Source organism: Bradyrhizobium sp. Pha-3 (genome assembly GCF_042258615.1).
Lineage (GTDB): Bacteria > Pseudomonadota > Alphaproteobacteria > Rhizobiales > Xanthobacteraceae > Bradyrhizobium.
This window is the reverse complement of record NZ_CP170152.1, coordinates 2,551,637-2,566,399: the sequence shown is the minus strand read 5'-3', so window position 1 is coordinate 2,566,399 and position 14,763 is coordinate 2,551,637. Positions and strand designations below refer to the sequence as shown.

Annotated in this window: 12 protein-coding genes and 1 tRNA gene; 8 read left to right on the top strand and 5 right to left on the bottom strand. The window is 62.7% G+C overall.

Features of this window, described 5'->3' with window-relative positions:
* Positions 1–12: 12 nt before the first annotated feature.
* Complete coding sequence (gene mobB / locus ACE10Z_RS12015) at positions 13–540, bottom strand: molybdopterin-guanine dinucleotide biosynthesis protein B (protein ID WP_375788102.1); 528 nt, start codon at positions 538–540, stop codon at positions 13–15.
* Between the two features lie 231 nt (positions 541–771).
* Between mobB and ACE10Z_RS12010 the strand changes: the two genes are divergently transcribed.
* Entirely contained in the window at positions 772–3,333 is a 2,562-nt protein-coding gene (locus ACE10Z_RS12010; protein WP_375788101.1) for a fused MFS/spermidine synthase, read from the top strand.
* Between the two features lie 288 nt (positions 3,334–3,621).
* Positions 3,622–3,933 carry a hypothetical protein gene (locus ACE10Z_RS12005; protein WP_375788100.1) on the top strand — a complete coding sequence of 104 codons (312 nt, stop codon included), beginning with the start codon at positions 3,622–3,624 and terminating at the stop codon, positions 3,931–3,933.
* A gap of 856 nt (positions 3,934–4,789) precedes the next feature.
* On the opposite strand, the gene ACE10Z_RS12000 is transcribed toward ACE10Z_RS12005, so the two are convergent.
* On the bottom strand, positions 4,790–6,742 hold the full coding sequence (locus ACE10Z_RS12000; protein ID WP_375788099.1) for a molybdopterin biosynthesis protein: 1,953 nt from the start codon (positions 6,740–6,742) through the stop codon (positions 4,790–4,792).
* Positions 6,743–6,751: 9 nt separating this feature from the next.
* A complete protein-coding gene (locus ACE10Z_RS11995) occupies positions 6,752–7,873 on the bottom strand; it encodes a molybdopterin-binding protein (RefSeq protein ID WP_375788098.1) in 1,122 nt (373 codons plus the stop codon).
* A gap of 183 nt (positions 7,874–8,056) precedes the next feature.
* On the opposite strand from ACE10Z_RS11995, the gene ACE10Z_RS11990 reads away from it, so the two are divergent.
* On the top strand, positions 8,057–9,268 hold the full coding sequence (locus ACE10Z_RS11990; RefSeq protein ID WP_375788097.1) for an ABC transporter substrate-binding protein: 1,212 nt from the start codon (positions 8,057–8,059) through the stop codon (positions 9,266–9,268).
* Positions 9,269–9,405: 137 nt separating this feature from the next.
* Here ACE10Z_RS11990 and ACE10Z_RS11985 read toward each other — a convergent pair whose 3' ends face one another.
* The gene (locus tag ACE10Z_RS11985; protein WP_375788096.1) at positions 9,406–10,374 is read right to left on the bottom strand and encodes a TAXI family TRAP transporter solute-binding subunit; all 969 of its coding nucleotides are present in this window, start codon (positions 10,372–10,374) and stop codon (positions 9,406–9,408) included.
* 119 nt (positions 10,375–10,493) lie between these two features.
* Here ACE10Z_RS11985 and ACE10Z_RS11980 point away from each other — a divergent pair, with 119 nt between their 5' ends.
* The 5 genes from ACE10Z_RS11980 (at position 10,494) to ACE10Z_RS11960 (ending at position 13,781) form a co-directional block, all read left to right on the top strand.
* A complete protein-coding gene (locus tag ACE10Z_RS11980) occupies positions 10,494–11,462 on the top strand; it encodes a Bug family tripartite tricarboxylate transporter substrate binding protein (protein WP_375788095.1) in 969 nt (322 codons plus the stop codon).
* A 115-nt stretch (positions 11,463–11,577) separates the two neighbouring features.
* Positions 11,578–11,653 (top strand) — tRNA-Ile (locus tag ACE10Z_RS11975).
* Positions 11,654–11,707: 54 nt separating this feature from the next.
* Positions 11,708–12,754 (top strand): hypothetical protein, encoded by a 1,047-nt coding sequence (locus ACE10Z_RS11970; protein WP_375788094.1) that lies wholly within the window; start codon positions 11,708–11,710, stop codon positions 12,752–12,754.
* 65 nt (positions 12,755–12,819) lie between these two features.
* Positions 12,820–13,158: a hypothetical protein gene (locus ACE10Z_RS11965; RefSeq protein ID WP_375788093.1), complete on the top strand. Its 339-nt coding sequence runs from the start codon at positions 12,820–12,822 to the stop codon at positions 13,156–13,158.
* On the top strand, positions 13,155–13,781 hold the full coding sequence (locus tag ACE10Z_RS11960) for an RES family NAD+ phosphorylase (RefSeq protein ID WP_375788092.1): 627 nt from the start codon (positions 13,155–13,157) through the stop codon (positions 13,779–13,781). The genes ACE10Z_RS11965 and ACE10Z_RS11960 overlap by 4 nt, the downstream gene beginning before the upstream one ends.
* A 347-nt stretch (positions 13,782–14,128) precedes the next feature.
* On the opposite strand, the gene ACE10Z_RS11955 is transcribed toward ACE10Z_RS11960, so the two are convergent.
* Complete coding sequence (locus ACE10Z_RS11955; RefSeq protein WP_375788091.1) at positions 14,129–14,590, bottom strand: hypothetical protein; 462 nt, start codon at positions 14,588–14,590, stop codon at positions 14,129–14,131.
* Positions 14,591–14,763 lie beyond the last annotated feature (173 nt).

Genomic DNA, 14,763 nt, shown 5'->3' with positions numbered 1-14,763 from the left:
TTCTCGCCCTGTTCAGCTTTCCGCTGCGGCCGAAGCCAGCACATCGTCGACCGGAATAGCCGAGCGCAGCATCAATTCGGCGACGTCCTCGATGTCGTCGAGATGCACGACCGGCAGCCTGGTTTCGACCGCGACGTCGCTGGCGATCCCGACCACGCGCGGGTCGTCGGGGAACAGCAGCGGCTTGCCGTTGGCGGCGCGATACACCTCGATCTTGCTGACCGGCTCACGCTTGAAGCCCTCGACCACGACCAGATCGACCTGCGCCATCTTGGCGAGCAGTTCCGGCAGCCGCGGCTCGCTCGCGCCGCGCAGCTCGTGCATCAGCGCCCAGCGCCGCGTCGAGGACACCAGCACCTCGGTCGCGCCGGCCTGGCGGTGCACCCAGGAGTCCTTGCCGGGGACGTCGACATCGAATTCGTGATGAGCGTGCTTGATCACGGAGACGCGCAAGGCCCGGCCAAGCAGATAGGGGATCACCCGCGACAGCAGGGTGGTCTTGCCGGCTCCGCTCCAGCCCGCGAGGCCTATCACTTTCATACGCAATCTCCGCAGACATATAACGTCCAATGCTGCTTATATCAGCCTTGACGCAATGTCATGCCAGCCCCGCCAGCGGATCGTGATCGATCAGGCTCCCGGGAGGATCGCCTTGGGAAGCTCCTGGAGCAGCTGCGCCCGCAGCAGCGCAAATGCGAGCAGACCGCCTATAAGGGCAATATTAACGGCATTTGCCGTACCAGTTCTCCCGATCAATGGGAGGCCTGTCCAGTGCCCAATCGTGATGGTGTTCGAGACGCCATAAGCCTGAAGAACCGGGCTCTGGTCACCGCGATCTTCCTGGCATCGGGCGCGGCATCCCTGATCCTCCAGGTTCTCTGGTTCAAGCAACTGCAATTCGTGCTGGGAAGCGCGACCGTCTCCGTAAGCGTTACGGTGGCGAGCTTCTTTTTCGGCCTCTCCCTGGGCAGCGCTTTCGGGGGCCGGATCGCCGACACGGTCAGCCGCCCCCTGAAAATCTACGGCTTGCTCGAACTTGCGCTCGCGGTCGTTTCCCTGGCGGTGACCGCGTTCTTGTCGCACTGGTCGACATGGGTCGGCTGGCTGTCGCCCATGTTGGACCTGGAGTCTCCATTCCGGTTGCCGCTGATGGTCGCGCTGTCGCTCGCCATCCTGTCGCTGCCGACGATGCTGATGGGCGCGACCCTGCCCTTCCTGGTGAAGTTCCTGACCCGCACGCAAACCGACCTCGCCAATCGCATCGGCCTGCTCTACGGGTTCAATACCCTGGGCGCCGCGATTGGCACCCTGGCCGTCGGCTTTGTCCTGATGGGCCTCTGGGGGATCACAGGATCGAGCCTGGTCGCAGCAGGCCTGTATGTCTGCGTCGGCGGCGTGGCCCTGCTCCTCGCGCACGGCGCAAGCCCCCTGTCGCCGGTCACGGCAGAAGCCCCGGTGCAATCCGCCGGGCCGGGGCATCGCGGGACGTCCATCCTCATCGCGATCTTCGCGTGCTCCGGATTCGTGTCCATCGCCTATGAGGTCGTCTGGTTCCGCTTCCTGACCAATGTCAGCACCTCGAGTGTCTACGCCTTCTCGGGCATGCTCGGTGTTTACCTGCTTGGGCTGGTGATCGGCGCCCTGATCTGCGCCAGGCTGCTCGCACCCCGCAAGGATCAATTGCTGCGGTACTTCGCCGTAACGCAGCTGCTCATCGCGGTTGCGGCCACGCTGACCGTGGGAATACTCGGCAAGGCGCGCACCGTGGAAGCCGCGCTGTCTCCCATCGTACCGGGGATAGTTCCAGTCCCGGCGCAGGAGCTTCTGGGGGGTGATGTTTCATTCTTCCTGATCTGTGCCGTTGCGCTGTTGCTGCCGACCACGCTGATCGGCATCAGCTTTCCCCTGGCGAGCGAACTGACCGTGATGCAGATGAGCGCGCTGGGCCGCCGGATCGGCACGCTCTACGCCTTGAACACGATTGGCGGCGTGGTGGGCTCCCTGTCGGCAGGGTTTCTTCTGATCCCCTATCTAGGCAGCCAGGGGGCGCTCACCGCCCTGATTGTTCTGAACGTCTTGCTCTTTGTCGCGACGACCGTATCGCAACCGGGCCTTCTGAAAGAAAGCAGCCTGTGGCGGCAAGGGGCCGTCGCTGCAAGCATCATCGCCGCAGCGCTCCTGCTGTTCACCCCACACTATCTGGAGCGGGTCCTGACCGCGATCGAAGGCGGCAATGTCCTCGAGCTGCGCGAGACCAAACAAGCAACATTTGCGGTGGTCGAGTATCGCGAGAAGGCGGCGGGCACCTATCAGCAACTGGTGGTGAATTCGAAGAGCTATGCCAACAACCGTCCCGAGGGCCGACGCTACATGGCTGCGATGGGGCATTATCCCATTCTGCTGCACCCGAGCCCGGTCGAAACGGCTGTCGTCATTTGCATCGGGACCGGAACCACGGTGGGTGCGGTCAGCACCCATCAGGAACTAAAATCCATCGACGCGGTCGATCTGGCCTCGACGGTTTTCGAGTTTGCGCCCCACTTCGTGCCGATCAACAAGCAGTTCTATCAAAATCCCAAGGTCCATCAGATCGTCGCGGACGGGCGCCACTTCCTGCTGGGGACAAACGAGACATTCGACGTCATCACCCTCGAGCCCCCGCCGCCCCATGACGCCGGCGTCATTAACCTCTACACAGAGGAATTCTATGCGCTGGCAAAGCAGAAGATGCGCCCCGGCGCCGTTCTCGCGCAGTGGGTGCCGCTGGATTTCAACCGCGGCATTCTTCCGAAGATGATCCTCAAGGCCATGATGGGCCAGTTCAAGCACGTCTCCCTGTGGTTGCCGTCCAGAATGGAAGGCGTGGCCATCGCCTCCGATGAACCGCTGAAAATCGATCCTCGCGTGCTCGCCACGCGCATGTCCAAGCCTGGGGTGGCTGACGACCTGACAGCCAACGGTCTGCGCTCGCCCGAGGATTTCCTGGCGACGTTCATCGCCGCTGATGAAAAGCTCGCGGCCTTTGTCAGGGATGTGCCGAGCCTCACGGACGATCGGCCGCGTCTCGAATATTACAACTGGTATCCTCTGAATTCGGTCAGCGTGGACGAACTGAAGCGCCTCCGCGAGCCGGTGGAAACTTATCTTGCCGACAAATCCATCGACGAGGCCCGTCTCGACACCGCGCGCACGGTGGCCAATGCGATTCTGGATGAGCACCAAGCCACGGCTGAGGGCGACAAGTCCGCCGCCCGTGCCGCGCTTCGCCTGGCCGTCAAACTGGATCCCGACAACTCCTATGTCGGCTTCCTGGACCGCAAGCTGCGCGAGTGATCGGGCGACCTCCCGGCAGAGCGCCTTCGGAAACTCCTGGAGTAGCTGCGCCCACGGCAACGCGAACGCGACCAGTCCGCAGACACCGAGCGCCACGACGGATTGTGTCGCGGCAATCCCGAACCAGTTCAGGGGCCACCGCCAGGCGCGAGCTCACGCCGCCGCGGCTCACTATCCCGCAGGATCAATCACGTCACGCGTCATCCGACGATCCAGCGGATATACCTCGAAGTTTCCAATGCACGGCACGACTGGAACGCGATAATGTGAACCGCCGGAGCACCACCAATGCCTCGCTCGCCTTCGATCGTGCCGCACCAAATCGACCACGACACCTATCTGGTGTTGAACGATTTCGGTCGGCTTGGCCGCGCCTGGTGCGAAACCGATGAAGAAGGCACCGACCGGAAAACGCTGATCCGCCGCCTGCTGGATGACCATTACAGCCATCCGGTCCGCATCGTGGCCTTCAACACCAGCGAAGGATGGTCACGCGACGTCACGACCGATATTGCCGACGAGTTGCGGCGCCGTTTCGTCGAATACGATGAGGTCCCGCGCTCCGTGCTGGAGTTCGTCGAGACGGCCATGCGGCACTGAGCTGGATCCGCAGTCGCAGCGAGACCTGCGGCAAAACAACCCGACGGGCAACTCAGCAAAAACCTGTCAATCCTCGGTCGCAAAAATATTTCGCTTTATCCGAAGACCAACTCAGCGTATGAATCCGTCCGTCTCACCCGATCGAGGGGCGCTTCGCGGTCGTCACGAACGTGGGTCGAGATGCGGTGGACGCTGATTGCGCGACTGACGAGTGCGCATGAGGCGGACGGCGAAGTCGTGTGGTCCTGACGCCCTAGCGGCAGGTGTCTTTTCGAATTGCGCGATGCGCGTTGCGAAGACGGTGACAAGCAAGCCCAGTCTCGCCGGGGAGAGCACGAAGTAAGCCGTAGCCCATCGCGCAGGGAAAGCCGGAGTCTCCGGTTACACCTGTGGTCCTACCCCCGAGCTTTCTACCCATTGCTCGGGGCCCATGGGTGCGATCGGCACCCGGCTTTCCCTGCGCCCTCTGTGAGAGGAGGGCGGAACGAAGAGCAAGACTCGGACAATCATGTCGCGAGAACGCGGATGTATGATTCACAGGTGACGCAACAAACTCAGTGTCGTCCGGGCGCAGGCCGGGATCCATAACCACCGGTGGTCATTGATTCACGATGCTGGAACGACGAGTCCCGCTCCCAACTTCCGCTGCGGAGTATGGGTCCCGGCTTTCGCCGGGACGACGACTGTGGATGTAGGTCGTGCCATACAATCGGTGTCGTCCTGGCCAAAGCCAGGACCCATTACCCCAAATCTCAATTGTTGCGGGACGCTGGGGGCCACAGCTCTCTTCAACAACACAACCCTGTGGTTATGGGTCCCTTTCGCAGGGACGACAGCGGTGAATGTCGTGGATCGCCTAGGCCGGCCTGAACCCCGCCGCCGTCAACGCCGCCCGCCCCTCATCCGATACCAGTGCGTCGAGAAAGGCCTGCACCGCGGGCCGCTGCTTGCGCACTGTGACCAGCGCGAAGTCGTAGTGCTCTTCGGCAAGCGGAATGAAACCGAGCCCGGACGCGCGGGCGACCGGCGCGATGGTCATGCCCCAGTCGGCGCGATGCTGCGCCACCGCGGCCGCAACCGCATTGTGCGAGCGCGGCTGATTCCAGTAACCGTCGGGCCGGCTGCCTGCCAGCAGGCGATCGATCAGGATGCGGGTGCCGGCACCCTGGTTGCGGTTGACCATGATGCAGGCGGGATCGGCGAGCGCGGCGCGCACCGCCTGCTCCGCGCTCAGACCGGCAAAACGCGAGTCGTCCTTGCGGAACACGATGCCCTGCATGCGCCGCCAGCCCGGCACGAGCTCGAGGCCATCGGCCAGATACGGCGTGTTGTAGGTCTCAGTCTTGTCGTCGAACAGGTGGATCGGGGCGAGATCGCATTCGCCGCGTTTGGCGGCGGCGAGCCCGCCGAGACTGCCGACCGCGATCGAACGCACCACCAGGCCGGCACGCGCCAGCGGCGCCGTGACGAGATCGAGCCCGGTGCAATGGCTGCCGACGATGACGAGATCGGGCACCCGCACATGCGGCGTGAACAGCGTCACCTCGGCGTCGCTGCCGGCCGGCAGCTGGTCGGCCAGCGCCTCGATCTTCAGGAAACCGTCAGCCTGCGCAAACGACGTGATCGCGCCCGAGCCCTTGCCGCTGGGATAGGCGATCAGGCCGTCGGCGCCTTCGACCAGCGACACCATCACGAACTCGGTGCGCCCGAGTTCGGAGGCGATGCGCACCGGCACCTTCGCTGCCACCCTGGCATCCGGCCGTGGCGGCAGGCCGGACATCCGCCGCAGCACCGGGACGATCATGTCGTGGAAGGTGAACATCGCCGAGGTCGGAAAGCCCGGCAGGATGATCACCGGCTTGCCGTCGCAGACCGCGAGGCACAGCGGCTTGCCCGGCTTCAGCGCCACGCCATGCGCGACGATACCGGGCTTGCCGAGCCTTGTGACGATCCGGTGCGAGACGTCGCCCGCGCCCTTGGAGGTGCCGCCCGACAGCACCAGCATGTCACTCTCCGCCAATGCCTTGCGCATCGCGGCTTCGAGCATCGCCTCATCGTCAGCGATCGCGCCGAGGAACGACGCGTCGCCGCCATTCTCGGCAATCGCCGCGGTGACGATCGCACCATTGGTGTCGTAGATCGCGGCCGGCCGCAGCGTCTCACCCGGCTGCACCAGTTCGTCGCCGGTCGAGAGGATCGCGACGTGCGGACGGCGCACCACCCGAACGTCGGCGATGCCGCAGGCCGCGAGCATGCCGATCTCGCGCGACCCGATGATCGTTCCCGCGCGCAACAGCGCCTCCCCGCGCGCGATGTCGGAGCCGGCATAGGACACGAACTGCCCCGGCGATGCCGCGCGCCGGACCTCGATGGCACCACCATTGCCGGCCGGTTGGGTGTGCTCGACCATCACGATCGCATCCGCGCCGCGCGGCACCGGACCGCCGGTCGCAATCGCCGTCGCGGTGCCCGGCAGCACCGGCCGGGCCGGCGCGGTGCCGCACGAAATGATCTCGTCGTTCAGCGCGAGTTGCGCCGGTGTGGCTTCGCCGGCGTTTGCGAGATCGGCCGAGCGCACGGCAAAGCCGTCGACATTGGAGCGATCGAACGGCGGCACGTCGATCGGCGCCACCACGTCCTCCGCCAGCGCACGGCCGAGCGCATCAGCGAGCAGCCGTGTCTCGGACGGCAATTGGCGCGGGAACAGCGCCGCCTCGAAGCGCGCGATCGCCTCCTCGCGCGACAGGATGGTCAGGAACTGATCCTGCTCGACGGACGGGTTGGGTTTCGGCGTGAAGATACTGGTCATCTCGGGAACTCACTCCCGCAACATATAGGCATCGACAGACGTGCCCGCAGCGAAGCCCTCTGCGGTGCCGGGCACGATCAGCAGGCCTTCGGCGCGCGCGATCGCATCGAGCGACAGGTCCCCGATCGCAAGCGGGGTCCAGGAATCTTGCTGAGGACCCTGCTGACGCGTCAGCAATACGACCTCCGCAATGCCGACGCCGGAGGCGATCTTGCGTTCCAGCGGCATCGCCAGCGTTCTACGCGGTCGCCGGCCCGACAGGCGGTCGAGCACCGGAAGCGCAATCGCCCACCAGGCCGCGAAAGCCTGATCCGGCGCGCCCGGCAAGGCGACGACCGGCGTCGCACCGATCCGGCCGACCGCTGCGCTGCGCCCGGGCTGCAGGGCAATGCCGTGCGCGATCAGCGTGCCGCACCTCGCCAGCGCATTCACCGTCGCATCGGTGTGACCAACGCCGGTGCCACCGATCGTGATGATCAGGTCGCAGCCGGCGGTCTCGAGTGCGTCGGCAATTGCCGCCGCATCCGGTGCTGCCTCGGCATAGACGACCTCAGCGCCCGCGAGGCGCGCGGTGTCGGCGATCAGTTGCGCGGTCAGCTGACCATTGCAGACGTTGACGATGCGAAGCCGAGGCCGCCGGACGCGCAACAGCTCCAGCCCGGCCGCGCGCGCGAGCAGCAGGCCGCGCGGCAGCACCGACTTTCCCGCCGCGATCACGGCACGCCCAACCCCAATGTCGCTGCCGGCACGCCGCACGCCCTGCCCCGGGATCGCTTCGGCGAGCACCTGCGGAAGCGGACCGGAGCTATCGACGGCATCGGCATCGACCACGCAGTCGGTGCCATCGGGCATCGCCGCGCCGGCCGCCACCCAGACCGGAAGTCCGGCCAGCGGCAGCGGCGCATAGGACGACGCGCCGACCAAATCATCGGCGCGCATCGCCCAGCCGTCGCCGACGGCGACATCGTGCGGTGGATAGGCGCGCAACGCCGGCATCTCGGCTGCAATGCAGCGCAAGGCGTCGGTCGGCGGCAGCTCGATCGGCTGGACCGGCACGAGGTCGCGCAGCACGGCGGCCAGCACCGCATCGAGCGGGGTGAGCGAAGCCGGAAGGCGCTGGGCGGTGACCATGGCCCGCTATGGACCGAATCGGCGGCGAAAGAAACCGCCTCGGGCCGGTCCGGACCTCCGTCATTAGACCGATGGCGCGTTGACGCGGACCCCAAACTAGTTGCAAAAGAAACCAATATGACCGGGTCCCGGAGGCCCGGCACAACCATAATGGCCAATGCGCCAATTCAGGAGGGAGACAGAATGATCGCCACCAGACTAGCCATGTTCGGGACGCTCGCAGCCGCGCTGCTGGCCTCCTCGGCCGTATCGGCGCAGGTATCCGACGACATCGTCAAGATCGGCGTGCTGACCGACATGAACGGCCCGGCCTCGACACCGACCGGACAGGGCTCGGTCACCGCCGCGCAGATGGCGGTCGACGATTTCGGCGGCAAGGTGCTCGGCAAGCCGATCTCGGTGATCGTCGGCGATCATCAGCTCAAGCCGGATATCGGCGCGACCATCGCGCGGCGCTGGTATGACGTCGATCAGGTCGATCTCATCGTCGACGTGCCGGTGTCGGCGGTCGGGCTCGCGGTGCAGAACATCGCCAACGAGAAGAAAAAGCTGTTCATCACGCATTCGACCGGCGCGACCGACTTCCACGGCAAGTTCTGCTCGCCTTATGCGATGCAGTGGGTGTTCGACACCCGCGCGCTCGCCGTCGGCACCGCGCAGGAGGTGGTGAAGCGCGGCGGCGACAGCTGGTTCTTCATCACCGACGACTATGCGTTCGGCCATTCGCTGGAGAAGGACGCCTCCGCGATCGTGACCAAGACCGGCGGCAAGGTGCTCGGCGCGGTGCGGCCGCCGTTTGCGACGCCTGATCTGTCGTCCTTCATCCTGCAGGCGCAGGCCTCGAAGGCCAAGATCATCGGCATTGCCGGCGGACCGCCGAACAACACCAACGAGATCAAGACCGCCGCCGAGTTCGGTGTCTTCGCCGGCGGGCAGCAGATGGCCGCGCTGCTGGCACTGATCACCGACGTCCACTCGATCGGGCTGTCGGCCGCGCAGGGCCTGTTGCTGACCACCTCGTTCTACTGGGACATGGACGACAAGACGAGGGAATGGTCGAAGCGCTATTTCGCCAAGATGAACCGGATGCCGACGATGTGGCAGGCCGGCGTCTATTCCTCGGTGACCGCCTATCTGAACGCCATCAAGGACGGCGGCACCGACGATCCGCTCAAGGTCGCGGCCAAGATGCGCGAGAAACCGGTCGAGGATTTCTTCGCCCGCAACGGCAAACTGCGCGAGGACAATCTGATGGTGCACGATCTCTGGCTTGTGCAGGTCAAGACCCCGGCCGAATCGAAGTATCCGTGGGACTACTACAAGATCCTGGCCAAGATCTCGGGCGAGGATGCATTCGGTCCGCCGGACCCGGCCTGCCCGATGATCAAGAAGTGACAACCGAAGGTCGTCATTCCGGGATGGTGCGCAAGCACCAGACCTCAGATGCGCGCTGCGCATCGGGGAATCTCGATGTTCCCCAGGGCGCAATTGCGCCCCGGAACGACTGTGCCAATGACATGCCTCGCGGCGCGCTAGCGCGCCACCCCGATCTCCCTGAAATACTTCAGCACGCCGGGGTGGATCAGATTGATATCGGGCGCGGCAGCGACAGTGTTCGCTGCCGTGGTCTCGCAAGCCTGGGCGAGCTTCTTGCAGAAGGTCGCCTCGACGCCATGCAGCGTCTTCGCCAGCCGGTAGGCAACATCCTCTGGCAGGCTCTCGCGCACCAGGATGTAGCTCCAGGAGCCGACCGAGGCGATCGCTTCGGTCTGCTTCGGGTAGCTGCCGGCCGGGATCGTCAGCGGCTTCAGGAAGGTGTGCTTGGCGCGGATGCGGGCGATCTCGTCCGCGGCCGGCGCGATGAAGCGCGCGCCGGTCGTGCTCTCGGCCATCTTGGTGAAACCGGGCCAGCCGATGCCGGCGCCCCACAGCGCCGCAGCGCGGCCGTCCTCGACCATCGCGGGCCCGTCGCCAGCGCGATCGAGATAGATCGACTTGAAGTCCTCGTCCTGCTTCAGCCCGATGCCGTCGAGGATGTAGCGCGACAGGATCGGCAGGCCGGAGCCCTTGGCGCCGAACGCGACCGGCTGGCCGACCAGATCCTGGATCGTCCTGTAGGGACTGTCGGCACGCACCACGAACATGCCGGGGCTCGAATACATCGCGGTGAGAATCTTCAGCCTGGTCGCCTTCGGCCGGCCGATGCCCATGAAGGCCTCGTAGGACGGCTCGCCGGCAACGGTTGCGATGTCGACGCTGCCGGCCTCGAGCAGCGGGATGTTCTCGTTGGAGCCCTTGGTGTTGCGCGGTTCGATCGACAGCGTCGCATCGGACGCGTTCATCACCTCGGCGAGGGCGTTGCCATAGAGCGGAAAGCCGCCACCCGGCGTCGCCGTGGCGAAACTGATCGTGGTTTTGGAAATGGTCTTGCTCCCCTCTTGCGCCGCTGCGCCGCCCGCGAGCAGCAGCGCGCCGGCGCAGATCATAACAGCGAATTTCATCTCGAGCCTCAAGCATTGCACATGAGCGCGACTATCGTCGCACGGGCGGGGTCGTAGGCAAAGCCAGCGTTTTGTGAAACCATGACGGCAACAGTCACAAGAAGACGACGGGAGAGACGATGTTCCGGTTCGCACGTGCCGCGTTGCTTGGTTTGATCTGCTGCCTTGCCTTCGTTGCCCCCTCATCCGCATCCGACTATCCGAACCGTCCGGTGCGCTGGCTGATCGGCTTTGCCGCCGGCGGGCCGGTCGACATCGTGGCGCGCATCATGAGCCAGTGGCTGTCGGATCATCTCGGTCAGCAATTCGTGGTCGAGAACCGCGCCGGCTCCGGCGGCAACATCGCAGCCGCCGCCGCGATCAACTCGCCGGCGGACGGTTATACGCTGCTGTTCGTCGCGCCCAACAATGCGATCTCGACCTCGCTTTACAAGAAGCTGCCCTACGACTTCCTGCGCGACACCACCCCGGTCGCCAGCATCATGCAGCTCACCAACATGCTGGTGGTCTCGAACGCGATGCCGGTGAAGACCGTTCAGGAGTTCATCGACTACTGCAAGGCCAATCCGGGCAAGATCGCCTACGCCTCGTCCGGCAACGGCACCTCGGTGCACATGTCGGCCGAGCTGTTCAAGGCGATGACCAAGTGCGACATGCAGCACGTGCCGTATCGGGGATCCGCGATCGCCTTCCCCGACATCATCTCCAATAAGGTGCAGCTGATCTTCGACAATCTGCCGTCGGCGCTGGAGCAGTCGCGCGGCGGCAGCGTCCGCGCGCTCGGCGTCACCTCGCCGCAGCGCTGGCCGGGCGTGCCCGACGTGCCGGCGATCGCCGAGACCGTGCCGGGCTTCGAGGCGGTCGGCTTCTACGGCATATCTGCGCCGAAGGGCACGCCGCCGGAAGTCATCGACACCCTCAACAAGGCGGTCGGCGAGGCCCTCAAGGACCCCAAGCTCGTCGCGCGCCTCGCCGAGGTCGGCGGCATCCCGAAGCCGATGACCCCGGCCGAATTCGGCAGGCTGGTGGCCGACGAGACCGAGAAATGGCGCAAGGTGGTGGAATTCGCCGGCGTCTCGGTGGACTGAGCGGCCGATGATGCGGCGGCGCTGGGGCCTCGCGGCGGCATTGCCGAAACCCCACACACCCTGTAAACGGAGCCCGCACCGTTGCCGGCCGCGCCCCGCGGCCCGCAAGGCGGCGGGGCCTGTAGCTCAATGGTTAGAGCCGGCCGCTCATAACGGTCTGGTTGCAGGTTCGAGTCCTGCCGGGCCCACCATTTCTCGAAAGATCAAAGCCTTGCCTCTTGGATGCTCTCTGGTGGGACATTCTGGTGAGGCATTTTGTCGTGTTCGTTCCTTCCTATCTGGCGGTGTCGCGTCATGGCATCTACTATTTTCGATGGCCTTTGCGCCTTACGAACCCAGCCGAGCGCAAATCATCGAGCGTAAAGATTTCACTACAGACGCGCGATCCGAAGGAAGCATTGCGCGTGTCGCGCGTACTGAGCTATTGGGCTCAACAACTAGTCCGGCACGGCACTGAGCGCGGAATGACGTTTGAAGAAATACGAAGGCTGTTGACCACTCATTTCAGTCAAATGTTGGCGCAGCGCAAGCTACAGATCGCGACCACCGGTCGTCTCGCGCAAATTGAGGCGATGGCCTTAGAGAATGGATCGGCATTTGCTGCTGAGGCTGTACAGGATGGGGCTTCGCTATTCCCCGGTGGCAATGACGATGACTTAGTTGCTCGCTTTATGGAGCGATACGAGCTCAATCTTCAACCCGGCACGGACGCACATACGACACTTCGCACAGAGCTAAAGCGAGCTTATCGAGATTACTGCTCATCGGTGCTCGCCTACGATCGGTCACTTGAGAACTATCAATTTGAGAACAAGACAGATAGCGCAGCGAGTGCAGATCACGTAGTCGGCCTGCCGTACATTTCGCTTCAGCAACTCATAGATCGCCATACGAAGGACAGCAATCTCGGCTCGCAATGGACGCAAAAGACGCAACATGAGAAGGGAGATCATTTCGCGCTTCTCGTTGAACTACTGACCGCAGACAAAGACGTCACGAAAATCTCAATTGCGGATGCACATCGCGTGAAAGAGACACTGACGAAGTATCCCAAGAACCGTCGTAAAGACCGCAGGACTCGTGATTTGGCTTTGCTGGATGCACTCAACATTCCTGGCGTATCGACGATCAATGTGCAGACCATCAACAAGTACCTACAGACTTACGGTACTATGTTTGGCTGGGCAAAGCGCAACGGGCTCGTCAGCAGCAATGTATTTGAAGGGCTACATACCCTGCAAATCAGGACAGCGAGAGGATTTGGGGTAGTCCGCAGACGGCACTGCGTATAATCGTTAACCAGGAATTGAACACCACAAACGCAAACGTCGCTCAGCCTGAGAACTTGGCTCGCGGCATGTTCGATGCATTTATCAACACATGCCAACGGTGGCGACTTGAGAGAAACTCACAGCTTAGGCTCCTAGGGTTTCCTGAAGGCGATTTTCTGGGCTCGCAACTACTGATGGGCCGAGTTCCAGCGCGCACTCAGGACGTAAAGGACAGGATAGGCTACGTCCTTGCAGTTAGTCTTGGACTTGGCACAATTTTCAATGAAGCGGTTGCGCCCGAACTTGACTGGCTTACCAATATCCATCCAAAGCTTAGAGAGAGCCCTCTTCAGCACATGTTGGGAGGCAGAATGATTCATCTAATTGCAGTGGCCGGTCTCGTTGCGGCCGAAAGAAACCTTTGATCGAACTATTTCCACAGCAGACCATCTCTGCCCAAATAGTGCTCCGACTTGCCGGACTGCATCAAACCTCGATTGAAATCGTGTTGTTGAAGCGAGGCGTTCGTCCAGAAAACATTGCGGAGACTCAGGCCGCCTTGCAACTGAGCGGCGCACCGTTTTCTGTCGAGGAAATGGTCGATAACACCTTTGTCGCTAAGCCCGAGTATCCAACCCCCTTCCCGATTGGAAGATATGGGAATGGCCAATGGCCCGTCTACTACGCCGCGCAGTCCATCGAGACTTGCGCGGCTGAAGTCGGCTATCATTTGGGGGCGCAGGCAATCGAAGGCCGCTACTACACGCTGGTGTCGTGCCAGTTCGACGGTGAGGCACTCGATCTCACCGGACGTCAAAACGAATATCCCGATCTTGTTAGCTCAACAAACGCGGGGTACCCGTTCTGTCAGCAGATTGGGAATGAAGCGCGTGCAACAGTGAGCGGCCTTCATGTTCCATCAGCACGACACGTGGAAGGCATGTGCGTTCCCATTTTCATCAAGTCCTCGATCTCTCAGCCACGCAAGCTGAGTTACGGCAGATTCGTTCTGGCCAGCAATACGCAAGTTCAGTTTCAAGCCATTTGAGAAGGCTTCCGGACGCAGTCTCGCGGATTCAAAAAGGTAAGAGAGCCGCGCGGCTCCCGTCGAGACCTTCCAACAACGCGAGCCCCCATACCCGGCTAAGGCCAGCCCAAGTCTCGTGACGTCTGGCAATGGAAGCAAGTCTACATCAAATACAAACGGATACTGATAGCATCATGGACGGCAGCGGGGGACATTCAAGAACTGCTCCATGTTGAATCCCCGCTCAAAAATTTCTGTCAAATCTGCCATCTCAAAGCTGGCGTATTGCGGATTGGGCCGGACGATAGCACGTAGCGAAATCTCGGGTCTGGCCGAGCTAGTCGATGTTGCTTAAAAAAATCCCGGGCTTAGGCAGGAAGAACCTTCCACTTGTCCTCGAACTTTTCAGCTCTCTTCCAAGGTATCCCGGGGAAGGCTCCCGCTCGCTCCGTGGAACGCCCTTTCTTCACCGCGTTCGCACGTGCGACTGCATAATCAGCTTTAATCTCTTCATTGACCTGCGCTTGGCTGAGTATGAAGAACCGGTTGGACCCGTCGTCAGGTACGTATGCAAGTACGTAGAACAGACCCTCTTTAACTTTCTTCGGACTGACGGCCCAAAAGTTTTTCTTGTACAGACCCTTCACGTCGATAGAGAACGCACACCCACTCGGGCTGTTGACCATCAGATCGACTGACGGATGATTGCCCATCGTGAAGGCTACCTCGTAGCCTTGCTTACATAACTCGCTCGCTACGGCGAACTGCGCCGCCCACTGTGTACGATGCACCGAACGGCGCTTCTTACCATCTTCAATTGTCTGATCCATGCACTGCCCCCTGCGGCTCCTCTCTAAGCTAACCGATGAAGTAGCAGACACACAATGCAGAGGTACGACCCTATCTTAGGCAACGGGTGGGAGAATCTAGATTGCGGAGGATTAGACAGGCGGTATGTACTCGGCCGCCACTTCAATCCCTGCAGAGTCACGAACGCGAGCTA

What these genes read in the sequence shown, in the direction of transcription:
- ACE10Z_RS11965 (WP_375788093.1), top strand. Translation starts at nt 12,820, where the DNA reads ATGTTCGATGCATTTATCAACACATGCCAACGGTGGCGACTTGAGAGA.
- ACE10Z_RS11990 (WP_375788097.1), top strand. Translation starts at nt 8,057, where the DNA reads ATGATCGCCACCAGACTAGCCATGTTCGGGACGCTCGCAGCCGCGCTG.
- ACE10Z_RS11955 (WP_375788091.1), bottom strand. Translation starts at nt 14,590, where the DNA reads ATGGATCAGACAATTGAAGATGGTAAGAAGCGCCGTTCGGTGCATCGT.
- mobB (WP_375788102.1), bottom strand. Translation starts at nt 540, where the DNA reads ATGAAAGTGATAGGCCTCGCGGGCTGGAGCGGAGCCGGCAAGACCACC.
- ACE10Z_RS12000 (WP_375788099.1), bottom strand. Translation starts at nt 6,742, where the DNA reads ATGACCAGTATCTTCACGCCGAAACCCAACCCGTCCGTCGAGCAGGAT.
- ACE10Z_RS11995 (WP_375788098.1), bottom strand. Translation starts at nt 7,873, where the DNA reads ATGGTCACCGCCCAGCGCCTTCCGGCTTCGCTCACCCCGCTCGATGCG.
- ACE10Z_RS11985 (WP_375788096.1), bottom strand. Translation starts at nt 10,374, where the DNA reads ATGAAATTCGCTGTTATGATCTGCGCCGGCGCGCTGCTGCTCGCGGGC.
- ACE10Z_RS11980 (WP_375788095.1), top strand. Translation starts at nt 10,494, where the DNA reads ATGTTCCGGTTCGCACGTGCCGCGTTGCTTGGTTTGATCTGCTGCCTT.
- ACE10Z_RS12005 (WP_375788100.1), top strand. Translation starts at nt 3,622, where the DNA reads ATGCCTCGCTCGCCTTCGATCGTGCCGCACCAAATCGACCACGACACC.